13 protein-coding genes are annotated in these 16,384 nt (G+C 72.6%); 9 read left to right on the forward strand and 4 right to left on the reverse strand.

Annotation, left to right across the window (positions count from 1 at the left end):
- Positions 1-87: 87 nt before the first annotated feature.
- Positions 88-645, forward strand: coding sequence for a PepSY domain-containing protein (locus ABD329_RS06400; protein WP_198276718.1), 558 nt, complete (start codon positions 88-90; stop codon positions 643-645).
- 262 nt (positions 646-907) lie between these two features.
- Here ABD329_RS06400 and meaB read toward each other — a convergent pair whose 3' ends face one another.
- On the reverse strand, positions 908-1,867 hold the full coding sequence (meaB, locus tag ABD329_RS06405; RefSeq protein WP_198280083.1) for a methylmalonyl Co-A mutase-associated GTPase MeaB: 960 nt from the start codon (positions 1,865-1,867) through the stop codon (positions 908-910).
- A 153-nt stretch (positions 1,868-2,020) separates the two neighbouring features.
- Positions 2,021-3,199: an acetyl-CoA C-acetyltransferase gene (locus tag ABD329_RS06410; protein ID WP_198280085.1), complete on the reverse strand. Its 1,179-nt coding sequence runs from the start codon at positions 3,197-3,199 to the stop codon at positions 2,021-2,023.
- A 156-nt stretch (positions 3,200-3,355) separates the two neighbouring features.
- On the opposite strand from ABD329_RS06410, the gene mce reads away from it, so the two are divergent.
- The 6 genes from mce (at position 3,356) to ABD329_RS06440 (ending at position 12,866) form a co-directional block, all read left to right on the forward strand.
- Entirely contained in the window at positions 3,356-3,820 is a 465-nt protein-coding gene (gene mce / locus ABD329_RS06415) for a methylmalonyl-CoA epimerase (RefSeq protein WP_198280082.1), read from the forward strand.
- 247 nt (positions 3,821-4,067) lie between these two features.
- The gene (gene scy / locus ABD329_RS06420) at positions 4,068-8,096 is read left to right on the forward strand and encodes a polarized growth protein Scy (protein ID WP_344316081.1); all 4,029 of its coding nucleotides are present in this window, start codon (positions 4,068-4,070) and stop codon (positions 8,094-8,096) included.
- Between the two features lie 259 nt (positions 8,097-8,355).
- Complete coding sequence (locus ABD329_RS06425) at positions 8,356-9,294, forward strand: coiled-coil domain-containing protein (RefSeq protein WP_037958439.1); 939 nt, start codon at positions 8,356-8,358, stop codon at positions 9,292-9,294.
- A gap of 329 nt (positions 9,295-9,623) precedes the next feature.
- Positions 9,624-10,553, forward strand: a complete 930-nt coding sequence (locus ABD329_RS06430) for a hypothetical protein (RefSeq protein WP_344316082.1) — start codon at positions 9,624-9,626, stop codon at positions 10,551-10,553.
- 79 nt (positions 10,554-10,632) lie between these two features.
- On the forward strand, positions 10,633-11,898 hold the full coding sequence (locus tag ABD329_RS06435; protein WP_344316084.1) for an ABC transporter ATP-binding protein: 1,266 nt from the start codon (positions 10,633-10,635) through the stop codon (positions 11,896-11,898).
- Positions 11,895-12,866, forward strand: coding sequence for an ABC transporter permease (locus ABD329_RS06440; protein WP_198281669.1), 972 nt, complete (start codon positions 11,895-11,897; stop codon positions 12,864-12,866). Before ABD329_RS06435 ends, ABD329_RS06440 begins: the two co-directional genes overlap by 4 nt.
- A gap of 3 nt (positions 12,867-12,869) precedes the next feature.
- Here the strand turns inward: ABD329_RS06440 and ABD329_RS06445 are convergent, their stop codons facing one another.
- On the reverse strand, positions 12,870-13,187 hold the full coding sequence (locus tag ABD329_RS06445) for an ATP/GTP-binding protein (RefSeq protein ID WP_198281668.1): 318 nt from the start codon (positions 13,185-13,187) through the stop codon (positions 12,870-12,872).
- Positions 13,188-13,396: 209 nt separating this feature from the next.
- On the opposite strand from ABD329_RS06445, the gene ABD329_RS06450 reads away from it, so the two are divergent.
- On the forward strand, positions 13,397-14,437 hold the full coding sequence (locus ABD329_RS06450; protein ID WP_198281667.1) for an LLM class flavin-dependent oxidoreductase: 1,041 nt from the start codon (positions 13,397-13,399) through the stop codon (positions 14,435-14,437).
- A 37-nt stretch (positions 14,438-14,474) separates the two neighbouring features.
- Here the strand turns inward: ABD329_RS06450 and ABD329_RS06455 are convergent, their stop codons facing one another.
- A complete protein-coding gene (locus ABD329_RS06455) occupies positions 14,475-14,867 on the reverse strand; it encodes an SCO5389 family protein (RefSeq protein WP_037951008.1) in 393 nt (130 codons plus the stop codon).
- Positions 14,868-15,078: 211 nt separating this feature from the next.
- On the opposite strand from ABD329_RS06455, the gene nucS reads away from it, so the two are divergent.
- Positions 15,079-15,741: an endonuclease NucS gene (nucS, locus tag ABD329_RS06460; protein ID WP_198281666.1), complete on the forward strand. Its 663-nt coding sequence runs from the start codon at positions 15,079-15,081 to the stop codon at positions 15,739-15,741.
- Positions 15,742-16,384 lie beyond the last annotated feature (643 nt).

Below are 16,384 nucleotides of genomic sequence, written 5' to 3' on the forward strand. Positions count from 1 at the left end.
AGATCTCTTCAGGCGACTTCAGCTGGGCTTCAGCATCGCTCCGTGATGGTGGTGAACGTCCGAACAGCACACGGGGAGGAAACCCTCATGAAGCGCAACATCGTCATCGCGTCCGTCACCGCGGCAGCCCTGGTCACCGGCGGTACGGCCGTCGCCGTGGCGGGCACGCAGCCCTCGTCCACCGCCTCCCAGGCGACCGGCGCCGCCCGCGCGTCCTTGTCCGACGCCGCCCACGCCGCCCTGAAGGCCGTCCCGGGCACGCTGGACTCCATCGACCGCGACCACGGCCGCTGGGAGGCGGACGTCCTGGGCAAGGACGGCAAGTGGCACGAGGTCACGCTGGACGCCAACGGCAAGGTGACCGGCCAGCGGGTGGACCGGGACGACGACAGCGACCCCGAGGACGCCGCCGAGGCCAAGGCCCTGCGGCACGCCTCCGTCTCGGCCATCGAGGCGGCCCGGAAGGCCGCGCCCCAGTCCACCGTGACCTCCGTGGAGTTCGACGGCGACCGCACCCCGGTGTGGGAGGTCGAGACCGTGAAGAACCACAAGGAGCGTGACCTGACCGTAGACGCCCACTCGGGCAAGGTCACCCAGGCCCCGGCCGACGACGACCACGGTAATGACGACAGCGACGACGACTGAGGACTAGGGAGAGCCGCCGACGAGACAGGAGGGGACGGGGTCGGAGGGGCGGGGTCCTGGACACTTACGTGTATTTGTGGCGCCAATACCCGGCCGACCCCACGCTCAACGGCCGTCGGCGCCGTAAATATACGGTCCAGGGCCCCGCCCCGGAGGCCCCGTCCCCGCACCCGGAACGCACCCTCGGCGCACCGGAACGCACCCTTTCGGCACACCCCTCGACGCACCCGGAACGCACCCTCGGCGCACCCGAGAGCGGGCGCTAGCCCTGTTCGGTCACCGCCGCCACCAGCTCGTCCGCCGCCCGGTACGGGTCCAGCTCGCCCGCGACGACCCGCTCGGCGAGGGCGCCCAGGCGGCGGTCGCCGTGCAGATCGCCGATCCGCTCCCGCAGCGCGGTCACCGCGATCGTCTCGACCTCGCCCGCCGCCCGGCGCATCCGGCGCTCCGCGAGCACACCGTGCTCCTCCATCCACGCACGGTGCTTCTCCAGCGCCTCGACGACCTCGTCGATCCCCTCGCCGCGCGCCGCCACCGTCTTCACGATCGGCGGCCGCCAGTCGCCCGGCGACCGCGCCTCGCCCAGGCCCAGCATGTGGTTGAGCTCGCGGGCCGTGGCGTCGGCGCCCTCCCGGTCGGCCTTGTTGACCACGTACACATCGCCGATCTCCAGGATCCCGGCCTTGGCCGCCTGGATCCCGTCGCCCATCCCCGGCGCGAGCAGCAGCACGCTGGTGTCGGCCCGGGCGGCGATCTCGACCTCGGACTGACCGACGCCCACCGTCTCCACCAGGATCACCTCGCAGCCGGCCGCGTCCAGCACCCGAATGGCCTGCGGAGCGGCCCAGGCGAGCCCGCCGAGGTGGCCACGGGTGGCCATGGAGCGGATGTAGACGCCGGGGTCGGAGGCGTGCTCCGACATCCGTACCCGGTCGCCGAGGAGCGCCCCGCCGGAGAACGGCGAGGAGGGGTCCACGGCGAGCACGCCCACCCGCTTGCCCGCCCGCCGGTAGGCGGAGACGAGCGCGGAGGTCGACGTGGACTTGCCGACCCCCGGCGAGCCGGTCACCCCGACCACATACGCGCCCCCGGCCAGCGGAGCGAGCGCGGCCATCACCTCGCGCAGCTGCGGCGAGGCGCCCTCGACCAGCGAGATCAGCCGGGCGACCGCACGCGGCCGCCCCTGCCGCGCTTGCTCCACCAGCGTGGGCACATCAGCCATGGGTGCCGTACTCCTTATCGCTTGAGCACAATCGCTCGATCACAGCCGCCTGATCAAGGCCGCCTGGCCACAGCCGCCTGACCACAGCCGCTCGATCACAGCCGCTCGATCACAGCCGCTTGATCAGAACGGAAACCGGATTCCCGCACGGGACTACTTCCCCGCCGGCACCCGCAGGATCAGCGCGTCGCCCTGCCCGCCGCCACCGCACAGCGCCGCCGCGCCGGTGCCGCCGCCGCGCCGCCGCAGCTCCAGCGCCAGATGCAGCGCGATACGCGCGCCGGACATCCCGATGGGGTGGCCGAGGGCGATCGCGCCCCCATTCACATTCACCTTTTCGGGGGAGACGCCCAGGTCCTTCATTGACTGCACGGCGACCGCGGCGAACGCCTCGTTGATCTCGATGAGATCGAGGTCGTCCACCGTCAGCCCGTCCTTGCCCAGGGCGTGCGCGATCGCGTTGGACGGCTGCGACTGGAGGGAGTTGTCGGGTCCCGCCACATTTCCGTGGGCGCCGATCTCGGCGATCCACTCAAGACCGAGCTCCTCGGCCTTGGCCCTGCTCATCACGACGACCGCGGCGGCACCGTCCGAGATCTGCGACGACGTGCCCGCGGTGATCGTCCCGTCCTTGGTGAACGCGGGCCGCAGCCGGGCCAGCAGCTCCGCGGTGGTCTCGCCGCGGATGCCCTCGTCCTTGTCGAAGACCACCGGCTCGCCCTTGCGCTGCGGGATCTCCACCGGGGTGATCTCGGCGTCGAAGAGGCCGTTCTTCTGCGCGGCGGCGGCCCGCTGGTGGGACTGGGCCGCGAACTCGTCCTGCTCGGGGCGCTGGATGCCCAGCCGGGTGTTGTGCTTCTCGGTGGACTCGCCCATGGCGATGTGCTCGAAGGCGTCCGTGAGCCCGTCGTACGCCATCGCGTCGAGCATCTCGACCGCGCCGTACTTGTACCCCTCACGGGACTTGGGCAGCAGATGGGGGGCGTTGGTCATGGACTCCTGGCCGCCCGCGACCACGATGTCGAACTCACCGGCACGGATCAGTTGGTCGGCCAGGGCGATCGCGTCAAGGCCGGAGAGGCAGACCTTGTTGATCGTGAGGGCCGGCACGCTCATCGGGATACCGGCCTTGACCGCCGCCTGACGGGCCGGGATCTGCCCGGCGCCGGCCTGGAGCACCTGTCCCATGATCACGTACTGCACCTGCTCGGGACCGACCCCGGCCCGCTCCAGCGCGGCCTTGATCGCGATCCCGCCCAGGTCGGCACCTTCGAATGAGCGCAGGCTGCCGAGGAGTCGTCCCATGGGCGTGCGCGCGCCCGCCACCATCACAGAGGTCGTACGAGTCATTGGTGCGTCCCTTCACGAGGAGAAGGAAGTTAACGAGGGTTATCGTCAATGTACTGACGAGTACCCGCGCGGTCACCGGCCCATCGGTGTGATCGCGCGCACGTTGCGTAACCGACCGTACGGCGGTGCACTGTTCCCATGCTGACGAGAATCGACCACATCGGGATCGCCTGCTTCGACCTCGACAAGACTGTCGAGTTCTACCGTGCCACGTACGGCTTCGAGGTGTTCCACTCCGAGATCAACGAGGAGCAGGGCGTCCGTGAGGCCATGCTCAAGATCAATGAGACCTCCGACGGCGGCGCCTCCTACCTGCAACTTCTCGAGCCGATCCGGGAGGACTCCGCGGTCGGCAAGTGGATGGCCAAGAACGGTGAGGGCGTCCACCACATCGCCTTCGGCACCGCCGACGTCGACACCGACTCGGAGGCCATCCGCGACAAGGGCGTCCGGGTCCTCTACGAGCAGCCCCGCCGCGGCTCGATGGACTCCCGGATCACCTTCCTCCACCCCAAGGACTGTCACGGTGTGCTGACCGAGCTCGTCACCGCCGCGAACCCCGCCGCGCACGAGGCCGCGCACAAGGACGAAGAGGATCACTGAAGCGGACCACTGACCTACCCCTTCCCCGGCCGGTAGAGTGCTGCATCGGCCGGGGTACGGAAACGGAGAGGGTTCGGGGTCCGGCCCGGGCTTCGCCGATGATCTGACACCATTTCTTCGGAAGGGCCAGCTCCGGTCCGACCCGGCACGCACGTCGCCTGGTCGGTACCGCAAGGGAAACCGTCGAGGGACCTCGGGGCACCGCAAGGGACCACGGGAGTTCGAAGGGTTACGGAGCCGGCCGCCAATGCGACCAGGGGACGGATGGGACCGCGCAGTGCGGGGCTACGACCGCTACGAGCCTGACGATCAGCTCTCGAAGTTCGAGGCCGAGATGGAGCGGCTGAAGACCGAGCGGGAGAAGGCCGTCCAGCACGCCGACGACCTCGGCTACCAAGTCGAGGTGCTGCGCGCCAAGCTGCATGAGGCGCGCCGTAATCTGGCGGCCCGCCCCGCCTACGACAACGTCAACGCCGGCTACCAGGCTGAGCAGTTGCTGCGGGACGCGCAGCTCCAGGCGGACCAGCTGCGCGCCAACGCCGAGCGGGAGCTGCGCGAGACCCGCGCCCAGACCCAGCGGCTGCTCCAGGAGCAGGCCGAGCGGCAGTCCCGGCTCGAGGCCGAGCTGCACGCCGAGGCCGTGGCCCGGCGCCAGCGGCTGGACCAGGAGCTGGCCGAGCGCCGCGCCACCGTCGAGTCGCACGTCAACGAGAACGTGGCCTGGGCCGAGCAGCTCCGGGCCCGAACCGAGGCGCAGGCCCGCCGGCTGATGGACGAGTCCCGGGCGGAGGCCGAGCAGGCCCTGGCCGAGGCCCGCGCCGAGGCCCAGCGGATGACCGAACAGGCGCGCCAGCGGCTGGGGTCGGAGGCGGAGGCCGCCCGCCACGAGGCCGAGGCGATCCTGCGCCGGGCCCGTGCCGACGCCGAGCGGCTGCTGACCAACGCGGGCACCCAGGCCCAGGAGGCCACCGACCACGCGGAGCAGCTGCGCGCCTCCACCGCCAGCGAGGCGGACCAGGCCCGCCGCGCCGCCGCCGAGCAGACCCGCGCCGCCGAGCAGCGGATGCAGGAGGCCGAGCAGGCGCTGCGGGAGGCGCGCAGCGAGGCCGAGAAGGTGGTCGCCGAGGCCAGGGACGCGGCGGCCAAGCGGCTCAGCGCCGCCGAGTCGGACAACGAGCAGCGCACCCGTACCGCCAAGGCGGAGGTCGCCCGGCTGGTCGGCGAGGCCACCAAGGAGGCCGAGCGGCTGCGGGCCGAGGCCGAGCAGCTGCGGGACGACGCCCGCGCCGAGGCCGAGCGGATGATCGCCGAGGCGGGCGACGACGCCCGGGCCAGGGCCGCCGAGGACTCCGCGGCCCAGTTGGCCAAGGCGGCCCGGAGCGCCGAGGAGGTGCTGACCCGCGCCTCGGAGAAGGCGCAGTCCACCACCAAGGCGGCCACCGACGAGGCGGAGCGGATCCGGCGCGAGGCCGAGGAGGAGGCCGACCGGCTGCGGGCCGAGGCGCACGACACCGCCGAGCAGCTCAAGGGCACGGCCAAGGACGACACCAAGGAGTACCGCGCCAAGACCGTCGAGCTTCAGGAGGAGGCCCGCCGGCTGCGCGGCGAGGCCGAGCAGCTGAAGTCGGATGCGGTCGCCGAGGGCGAGCGGGTCCGCGCCGAGGCGCGCCGGGAGGCGGTCCAGCAGATCGAGGAGGCGGCCAGCACCGCCGAGGACCTGCTGACCAAGGCCAAGGCCGACGCCGAGGAGACCCGCTCCGGTGCCACCACCGAGAGCGAGCGGGTGCGCACCGAGGCCATCGAGCGGGCCAACGCGCTGCGCCGGCAGGCCGATGAGCTGCTGAAGCGGGCCCGCGGCGAGGCCGATGAGCTGGTGACCTCGGCCGAGGAGCAGGCCGAGCGGGTCAAGTCGGAGGCGGCCGCCGCGGCCGAGGAGCTGCGCGAGGAGGCCGAGCGGGCCGCCGAGGACCGCCGCGCCGAGGCCGAGGGCGAGCTCAACCGGCTGCACCAGGAGGCCGAGCAGCGGCTCTCCTCCGCCGACCAGGCGCTGCGGGACGCCCGCGAAGAGGCGGAGCGGCTGCGCAGGGAGACCGGCGAGGAGATCGAGCGGCAGCGCACCGAGTCCGCCGAACGGCTGAACGCGCTGCGTCAGCAGGCCGAGGACGAGGCGGCCCGGCTGCGCGACGAGGCCGCGGCGGACGCGTCGAACGCGCGCGCCGAGGGCGAGTCGGTGGCCGTACGGCTGCGCGGCGAGGCCGCCGCCGAGGCCGAGCGGCTGCGCTCGGAGGCCCAGGAGACGGCCGACCGGGTGCGCGCGGAGGCGGCGAGCGCCGCCGAGCGGATCGGCACCGAGGCCGCGGTGGCCCTGGCCGCCGTCGAGGAGGAGGCGGCCCGCCGCCGCCGCGAGGCCGAGGAGCTGCTCGCCGACGCCCGCGAGGAGGCGCAGGCGGAGCGTACGGCGGCGCGGGAGCAGAGCGAGGAGCTGCTGGCCGCCGCCCGGAACCGGGTCTCCGAGGCGCAGGCCGAGGCGCAGCGGCTGGTCGAGGAGGCCGAGCGGCGCTCGGCCGACCTGGTGGCCACCGCCGAGCAGACCGCCCAGCAGGTGCGGGACTCGGTCGCCGGGCTGCACGAGCAGGCCGAGCAGGAGATCACCGCGCTGCGCGGCGCCGCCGAGCACGCCGCGGAGCGGGTGCGCGACGAGGCCCAGGCCGAGGCCGACCGGGTCCGCGCGGACGCCTACGCGGAGCGGGAGCGCGCCTCGCAGGACGCCACCCGGGTGCGGCGGGAGGCCACGGAGGAGTCCGAGGCCGCCAAGTCGCTCGCGGAGCGCACGGTCGCGGAGGCGATCGCCGAGTCGGAGCGGCTGACCGAGCAGGCCCGCGAGGAGGCGAACAGGCGCCGCGCCGAGGCCGCCGAGCAGGCGGACCGGCTGGTCACCGAGGCCACCCACGAGGCCGAGCGGCTGCGTGCCGAGGCCAATGAGACGCTCGACGAGGCGCGCCGCTCGGCCAACAAGTCCCGTGCCGAGGCCGCCGAGCAGGCCGATACGCTCGTCAGCGGCGCCACCGAGGAGGCCCAGCGGCTGGTCTCCGAGGCCACCACCCGGGCGCAGGTGCTGCGTACGGAGGCGTCCGACGCGCGGGCGACCGCGGAGCAGGACGCGGCCCGCACCCGGGCCCAGGCCCGCGGCGACGCCAACAACATCCGCTCGGAGGCGGCCGAGCAGGCGGACCGCCTGGTCAGCGAGGCCCGCAACGAGGCCGACCGGCTGCGCGCGGAGGCGAGCGCCGAGGCGGAGCGGCTGCGCGGCGAGGCCGCGGAGACCGTCGGTTCCGCACAGCAGCACGCGGCGCGCACCCGCGCCGAGGCCGAGCGGGTCGAGGCCGAGGCGGCGGCCGAGGCGGAGCGGATCCGCAACGAGGCGCAGGCCGAGGCGGACCGGCTGATCGACCGGGCGCGCGAGGACGCCAACAAGCGGCGTTCGGACGCCGCCGAGCAGGCCGACCGGCTGATCACCGAGTCCTCGGCGGAGGCCGAGCGGCTCACCTCCGAGGCGCAGGAGGCCGCGCTGCGCGCGGCGACCGCGGCCGAGGAGCAGGCGGACACCATGGTGGGCGCGGCCCGCCAGGAGGCGGACCGGCTGGTCGCCGAGGCCACGGCCGAGTCCAACGCCATGGTGGAGAAGGCCCGTACGGACTCCGACACCATGCTGGGCGAGGCCCGGGGCGACGCCACCGCCATCCGGGAGCGCGCCGAGGAGCTGCGCACCCGTACCGAGGCCGAGGTCGAGGAGTTGCACGAGCGGGCCCGCCGGGAGTCCGCGGAGCAGATGAAGGCCACCGGCGAGCGGGTCGACAAGCTGGTCGCGGCGGCCACCGCGCAGCTGATGAAGGCCGAGGAGAAGGCCAAGTCGCTGGTCGCGGAGGCGGAGAGCGAAGCGAGCCGGGTGCGGATCGCGGCCGTGAAGAAGGCCGAGGGTCTGCTGAAGGAGGCCGAGCAGAAGAAGACCGAGGCCGAGCGGGAGGCGAACCGGCTCCGGACCCAGGCCACGGACGAGGCACAGCAGATCGTGGACGAGGGCAAGCGGGAGCTGGAGTTGCTCAAGCGCCGCCGCGAGGACATCAACGCGGAGATCTCCCGTGTCCAGGACGTCCTCGAGGCGTTGGAATCCTTCGAGACCCCCGCGTCGGGTGGCGCGGGCGGCAAGGAGAACGGCCAAGTCAAGACAGCGGCGGGTGCGGGTGCGACGAGGAGTGGAAAGCGGTCGGAGGGGTAACCGTATCCAGGGGGACGAGTCTCAGCTGCGCCTATCGAGGTTTCGCTTAAGTCTCGCGTCGGTTTCGCGTAAGTCTCGCGTCAGGCTGCGTCCATCACGGCATGTCCGTATCATCCCGACGAGTGACGAGGTCTCCGTCTTACTGCCACTCAAAAGGCTGGAGGTTTCGCAGATCAAACAGACGTTGACTCGATGACACGCCGTTCGGCCCCCTAGGATTCCCTCTATCACCTCACCGGTCTCTTTCGACAGGAACCCCATGAGCGACACTTCCTCCCCCTTCGGCTTCGAGCTCGTGCGGCGTGGGTACGACCGCGGTCAGGTGGACGACCGCATTTCCAAGCTCGTCGCCGATCGTGACAGTGCACTGGCCCGTATCACCTCTCTGGAAAAGCGCATCGAGGAGCTGCACCTCGAGACGCAGAACGCTCAGGCCCAGATCAACGATTCGGAGCCGTCCTACGCGGGGCTCGGCGCCCGGGTCGAGAAGATCCTCCGGCTCGCCGAGGAAGAGGCGAAGGATCTGCGCGAGGAGGCTCGCCGCGCCGCCGAACAGCACCGTGAGCTGGCCGAGTCGGCCGCCCAGCAGGTCCGCAACGACGCCGAGTCGTTCGCCGCCGACCGCAAGGCCAAGGCCGAGGACGAGGGCGCGCGGATCGTCGAGAAGGCGAAGGGCGAGGCGGCCACGCTGCGCCAGGAGGCGCAGAAGGACGCCCAGTCCAAGCGCGAGGAGGCGGACTCCCTCTTCGAGGAGACCCGCGCCAAGGCCGCGCAGGCCGCCGCCGACTTCGAGACCAACCTCGCCAAGCGCCGCGAGCAGTCCGAGCGCGACCTGGCCTCGCGTCAGGCCAAGGCCGAGAAGCGGCTCGCGGAGATCGAGCACCGCGCCGAGCAGCTGCGCCTGGAGGCCGAGAAGCTGCGCACCGACGCCGAGCGCCGCGCCCGCCAGACGGTGGAGACCGCGCAGCGCCAGGCCGAGGACATCGTGGCCGACGCCAACGCCAAGGCGGACCGGATCCGCAGCGAATCCGAGCGCGAGCTCGCGGCCCTCACCAACCGCCGCGACAGCATCAACGCCCAGCTGACCAACGTCCGCGAGATGCTGGCGACGCTGACCGGCGCGGCGGTGGCCGCGGCCGGTGCCCCGGGCGAGGACGAGGCGGCCACCCGCGGCGTCCCGGCCCAGCAGTCCCGGTGACCCTCGGTCACACCGGAGCGCCCGATGCCCCGCGCCGCCCAAGCGGCGCGGGGCACGCGCATGTTATGGGCCCCGAACGCCTTCCCGGCCTGGCCGGCCACGGCACGGCGGCCGCGCGTCAACGCGCGCGGATCGCGGCCCCCACCGCGTAAAGCCGCGCCCCGCGAATCCAGCCCCCATCCGGCGTTTGAGGAGCGGAGCCCCCGCGCGGGTCCGGGCGGACACCGCCCAAATCAGCCCCTCCGGCGATTGAGGAGCGGGGGTTTGGGGGCGGAGCCCCCGCAGAGGCCCGGTTTCGGGGAGGGGCGGGGAGGGGCGGGCAACCCCCCGTGACCGACCGCACCCTCAAAACCCTCGGCTTCGCCGACGTCCCCGCCCAACAACCCCTCACCTACCCCGGCCGCCCCATCACCCACCCCACCCTCCTCACCACCGGCGAACTCTGGGACCTCACCCCCACCCCCGGCCGCCGCCTCGGCACCTGGACGGTCAACCCACGCCCCGGCGACGGCGAAACGCCCGACGAAGCGCCCGCAGAAGCACTGGATGCCGTCCTCACCCACCTCGGCCACCCCCCTACCCCCCACCGCCACCCCGTCATCGCCGTCGGCTCCAACGCCTCCCCCGCCCAGCTCCACCACAAGCTGTCCCGCCCCGGCCGCCCGGCCACCGTCCCCATGGTCCCGGTCGACGTGCACGGCATCGCGGTCGGCTGCTCCGCCCACATCGGCCGCTACGGCTACGTGGCCTCCGCCCCCTACACGGCACCCGGCGCCCGCACCCCGCTCGTCATCAGCTGGCTGGACGCCGAGCAGCTCGCGGCCGTCGACGCCACCGAGTACCCCAACTACCGCCGCGTCCTGCTGCCCGGCGGCCAGTACCCGATGGTCATGCCGTCCGGCGAGCGGCTCCGCGGTGCGTACCTCTACGTCGGCGAGCGCGGAGTGCTGATGTCCCCGGACGGCACCGAACGCCCCCTCCCCGGCGGCGGCGACCAGAGCGCCCTGCTCACCCGGCTGCTCGCCGGCTCACCACGGCTGCGCGCACTCCTCGGCCCGGACCCCCGCGCCTGGGTCACCCGCGCGGGCGCCGACCTCGCGGTGCGCAGAACCGGCACCCGGATCTTCCAGGAGGAGGGCTGGGCGCTGCCGCAGCCCGACCTCCTGCGCTGCCCGGAGGACGGGCAACCCGGCGAGCCCGGCGGCCCCGGAGGGCCCGGCGGCGCCAAGAGTTACGATGCGCTCTCATCTCCCGAGTAACGGGAACCGTCAACGCGCCGTTATCCTCCTAACCCTCACGGGGCGAGCACGCCCGACCCATGCACATGAGGGGCGGAGAATGATCGAGGCAGTCGGCCTGACGAAGCGCTACGGCGCCAAGACGGCCGTGTACAACCTGTCCTTCCAGGTGAGGCCCGGCGCCGTCACCGGCTTTCTCGGGCCCAACGGGTCGGGCAAGTCCACCACCATGCGGATGATCCTGGGCCTCGACGAGCCCACCGCCGGCCATGTCACGGTCGGCGGCTATCCGTTCCGCAAGCTGCCCAACGCCCCCCGCCAGGTGGGCGCGCTGCTCGACGCCAAGGCGGTGCACGGCGGCCGCAGCGCCCGCCAGCACCTGCTCTGCCTGGCCCAGCTGTCCGGCATCCCGGCCCGCCGGGTGGACGAGGTGCTGGGCGTGGTGGGCCTCCAGGAGGTGGCACGCAAGCGCTCCAAGGGCTTCTCGCTCGGCATGGGCCAGCGGCTGGGCATCGCGGCCGCCCTCCTCGGCGACCCGCAGGTGCTGCTCTTCGACGAGCCGGTCAACGGCCTGGACCCCGAGGGCATCCTCTGGGTCCGCAACTTCATGAAGCGGCTGGCCTCCGAGGGCCGCACGGTCTTCGTCTCCAGCCATCTGATGAGCGAGATGGCGCTCACCGCCGACCATCTGATCGTGATCGGGCGCGGTCAGCTGCTCGCCGATATGAGCGTCAAGGACTTCATCTCCTACAACTCCGCGGACTTCGCCCGCGTCCGCACCCCCGAGGGCGACCCGGGGCAGCGCGAGAAGCTGACCGCCGCGCTGAGCGAGGCGGGCGGCCAGGTGCTGCCGGAGCAGGACGGCGCACTGCGGGTGACCGGGCTGCCGCTGCCGCGCATCAGCGATCTGGCGCATGGGGCGGACGTACGGCTGTGGGAGCTCTCCCCGCACCAGGCGTCGCTGGAAGAGGCGTACATGCGGATGACGCAGGGCGCGGTGGACTACCGCTCGACCATCGACGCGCGCGCCGCGTTGCAGCAGCAGATGCCGGGCGCGGTGCCGCCGGGCGGTCCGTACGGCTATGCGCCGGGCGCCCCGGCACAGCAGATGGGCTTCCCGCCGGGGACCGTACTGCCGGGCTACGCCGAGCCCCCGGCCCCGCCACAGCAGCACGCTCCGGGCGCCCCGCACACCCCGGGCGCCCCGATGCCCGCCGCACCGGCGGCCCCGTCCGCCGCTCCCGCGATGCCACCCACCGCTCCCCCGGCGGCTCCGGCGGCTCCCCCCACTCCCCCGGCTCAGCCGCCCGCGGCGCCGTCCGCCCCCGCCGATCTGACCAAGAGCGACACCGAGGACGCCCGATGACGACCCCGTACCAGCAGCAGTACCAGGCGCCCGTCCCCCCGCAAGGCCCTCCGCAGGGTCCTCCGCAAAGCCCTCCGCACGGTGGTCCTCCGCAGACGCCGCCGCAGGCGGCCCCGCAGGCGGCCCCGCATCAGCCGGCGCCCTCCGGGCCCCCGTCGCAGCCCTACGCCGGTGTCGGTCCGTACACCTCGCCGATCCCGATCCGCCAGACCCACCTCGGCAATGCCCTCGCCTCCGAGTGGACCAAGATCAAGTCAGTGCGCTCCACGATCTGGACGCTGGGCGTGATGGTCGCGCTGGTGGCCGGGATCGGACTCCTGGTGGCGGCGGGCACCAGCGACAGCGACTACGAGACCGTCCCCACCACCCTCCCCGGGTTCTTCGGCACCCTGCTCGGCCAGCTGTGCATCGTCACCCTCGGGGTGCTCGTGATCACCTCCGAGTACGGCACCGGGATGATCCGGACCACCCTCACCGCCTCGCCGCAGCGCTCCCGGGTGCTCACCGCCAAGGCGCTGGTGTTCTTCACCCTCTCGTTCACCACCACGACCATCGCGCTCGTGCTGGTGGCCCTCGCCAGCACCGGGATGCACGGCGGTGCGGGCGTCCAGGAGCCGACGAGTGACCAGTTCCTCGGGGCGACGGTCGGCGCCGGGCTCTATGTGTCGCTGCTGGGGCTGCTCTCGCTGGCCGTCGGCTGCATGCTGCGGCACTCCGCGGGCGCGATCACCACGATGCTCGGTGTGGTGCTGCTCCCGGCCATCCTCCCCGCGTTCCTGATGATGTCGGACAGCCTCCGTGATCTGGGGGAGAAGATGCAGGAGTACTCCTCGCCCCAGTCGCTGGCCGCCCTCTTCCGGCTCGACGAGAGCCTGAACAGCGGCTGGCCCCAGCTGTGGGCACTGGCCGGAGTCACGGCGGGGGCGATGATCGCCGCCTATGTGCTGCTGGAGAAGCGCGACGTGTAGGAGTCAGTGTCGCGGCGCGTTACGGGACCGCTGGAGCTTCGCGCTCCGGCGGTCCCGTGCGTTCCAGCACGCCTTGTGCCAGTGGCGCCGGTCGTCCGCGCCCATGTACTGCTGCCAGGCGACCACATGCGCCACCCCCGGCGGAATCTCCTGGTCACAGCCCGGGCAGCGGTAGTGCTTGGCGGCCGCCCCGCCGCCGACCTGCCGGACCACCCACTCCTCCCCCTGCCAGGTCTCCATGCGGTCGAGGCCATAACGGCCCGTACTCTCGTGGCCGACGGGCTTTTCGCCGCCTCGCGGGCGGTTTCGGCGTGGAGACACGGGGCACCTCGACAGAGCTGGGAGCTAACGGGCTGTGACCAGCGTACGCGCTACGGTCACCCTCCGGGAAAGCCGTCGTCCACACCCACGCTCTGATCATCATGAAAACTTCATGCACGGCCGTGCCCTTGGCACGTGTCAGGCGTTAATGCCTACGAGGGGGGATGCCTACGCCGGCACATCAGCCGCGACAAGGAGGCAGTTTCACCATGGATGTGGGGGCTTTCATCCTGGCCGCTCAATTCCCAGGCCAGGGACAGGAGGAGGCGCTGCACCGGGCGGTCCGGTCGGCCGAGCTCTCCGAGGAGACCGGGCTGGACGCGGTCTGGGTCGCCGAGCACCACTTCGTTCCGTATGGCGTCTGCCCGTCCGCGGTCACCCTCGCCGCCCTGCTGCTGGGACGTACCCGCCGCATCGGCGTCGGTACGGCGGTGAGCGTACTGCCGACCGCCCATCCCGTCGCGCTGGGTGAGCAGGCGGCACTGCTCCATCTCCTCTCCGGTGGCCGATTCACCCTGGGGGTCGGCCGTGGCGGGCCCTGGGTGGACCTCGAGGTCTTCGGCTCGGGTCTGCGGGCGTACGAGCGGGGCTTCCCCGAATCACTCGATCTGCTGCTGCGCTGGCTGCGCGAGCCCCGGGTGGGGGCCGACGGCGAGCGGTTCGCCTTCCGCGAGGTGGCGGTGGTGCCGCGCCCCGACGACGCCCTCGCCGGGCCGGTGGTGGGCGCCCCGCCGGTGGTCGTCGCCTGCACCTCGCCCGGCAGTGTGCGGCTGGCCGCCGAGCGCGGGCTGCCCATGCTGCTGGGCATGCACTGCGGGGACGAGGAGAAGGCCGAGGTGGTCGGGCTGTGGCGGAAGTCCGCGCTGGCGGCGGGCCGTTCACCGGAGCATGTCGAGGCGGTGGCGGCGCGCCATGTCTCGGCCGGGGTGGTGCAGATCGCGGACACCCGCCCGGCGGCGGCCGAGGTCCTGACCAAGGCGATGCCCGGCTGGCTGCGGCAGGGTCTGGAGGCGCATGTGACGGTCGACGGCCGGGAGCGCCGGATGCGCGACCCGGTCGCCTATGCGGAGCTGCTGTGCGAGCTGCATCCGGTGGGCTCGCCGCGGCTGTGCGCCGACCGGCTGGCGGCGACCGCCGAGCGCACCGGGATCCACCGGTTCGCGCTGCTGGTCGAGGGGTCGGGCGACCTGGCGGCCACGGAGGAGAACGTACGACGGCTCGGTAGTGAGGTGCTGCCGCTCCTGCGCTGATACACCTCCCCCTGGTGGAGCGGCAGCGTACGTCCCGTCAGCAGTCGCGGAGTTCGGGTGACTGGTTGAGCAGCTGCCCCCGGACCGAGGTGAAGCGGGCGAGGCGCTCGTCGGCCGATGCGTCCATCGGGAAGACCGCCACCCGGTGACAGTTCTGGAAGGCCAGCCGCACCCCGAAGTGGCGCTGGAGCGCGCCGCGTATCGCGTCGCTGGCGAGTGCGCGGAGCAGTTGACCGCGTGCCTGCTCATCGGGCGGCGGCGTCTGGTTGTCGGCGAACTCCCCGCCGTCCACCTTCAGCTGGGCCACCAGTGAGCTGATCATCTCCCATGCGTACGGTAGGGAGTTCCGGACGCAGTCGACGAAGGCCGCTTCGTCGACCTCGCCTCGCTCGGCCTGTTCGAGCAGGGCCGGTGAGACGTCGAGCGACATGGGTTCTCCTCTCGCGACCCCGCGAGCGGGGTCTCAGGGATGGGAAGGGCGGACGGCGACGCAGCGTACCCGTCCGACGACCGCCCGCTTCAACGGTAATTCGGCCACTGCGCCCGCACCAGGAGAACGGGCACACAACCAGCCATCGTCGAAGGGGTCCATCGGCGGACGAATCGCGTGCGGCGGTGGTGGTCGAGTAGCGTTGCCGACCATGCGTCTCGTCATCGCCCGGTGCTCGGTGGACTACGCCGGCCGCCTCACCGCCCACCTCCCCTCGGCACCCCGTCTGATCCTGGTCAAGGCCGACGGCAGTGTGTCCATCCACGCGGACGACAGGGCCTACAAACCCCTCAACTGGATGTCTCCGCCGTGCACGCTGAAGGAAGGCGACGACGATGTGTGGACGGTCGTGAACAAGGCGGGCGAGAAGCTCATCATCACCATGGAGGAGGTCCTCCATGACTCCTCGCACGAACTCGGCGTCGACCCCGGCCTGATCAAGGACGGTGTCGAGGCCCATCTACAGGAGCTGCTCGCCGATCGTATCGAGACACTCGGCGATGGCTGGACGCTTATTCGGCGTGAATACCCCACCGCCATCGGCCCCGTGGACATCCTCTGCCGCGACGCGGATGGCGGGACGGTCGCCGTGGAGATCAAACGCCGTGGTGAGATCGACGGTGTCGAGCAGCTCACCCGCTATCTCGAACTCCTCAACCGCGACCCCCACCTCGCCCCGGTGAAGGGCGTCTTCGCCGCCCAGGAGATCAAGCCCCAGGCCCGCGTACTCGCCACGGACCGGGGCATCGGCTGCGCGGTGCTGGACTACGACGCGCTCCGGGGCATCGAGGACGACAAGCTCCGTCTCTTCTGACGGGACCCGCCCTGACGCGGGACCCGCCCTGACGCGGGACCCGCCCTGACGCGGCACGCCGGGGCCGCACGGCCCCGGCCTCCTTCCGCCGTACGGGCTCGCGCCCGGGCCCCGGGGGCCGGGCCCCCACGGGGTGTCTGACGCACCACGTGTACGGGCTCGCACCCGGGCCCCGGGGCCGGGCCCCCCACGGGGTGCCCGGCGCACCACGCGGCGGGCCGCACGGCGTTCCTTTCCCCTCCCCGCCCCTTCCCGCTACCAGGGGCTCCGCCCCTGGACCCCGGGCTCTGGCACCGAGCCCCGCTTCCCAGCCCCTCCAGAGGCCACCTCCCAGCGGTAGCTGGGGGAGTTTGAGGAGCGGGCCCTGGGGCGAAGCGCCCCACCTTCCAGCCCTCCGCCGCATGACGAGCGGGGCCCTGGGGCGAAGCACTCCGCCTTCCAGCCCTCCGGCGCATGACGAGCGAGCCCTGGGACGGAGCACCCCACCTTCCAGCCCTCCGGCACATGACGAGCCGGGGCTGGGACGAAGCCCCGCCTTTCAGCTGCTCCGGCGCATGACGAGCGAGCCCTGGGACGGAGCACCCCACCTTCCAGCCCTCCGGCACATGACGAGCCGGGGCTGGGACGAAGCCCCGCCTTTCAG

Origin of the sequence: Streptomyces javensis, from assembly GCF_039525925.1 — a bacterium.
GTDB classification, from domain to species: Bacteria; Actinomycetota; Actinomycetes; order Streptomycetales; family Streptomycetaceae; genus Streptomyces; species Streptomyces asiaticus.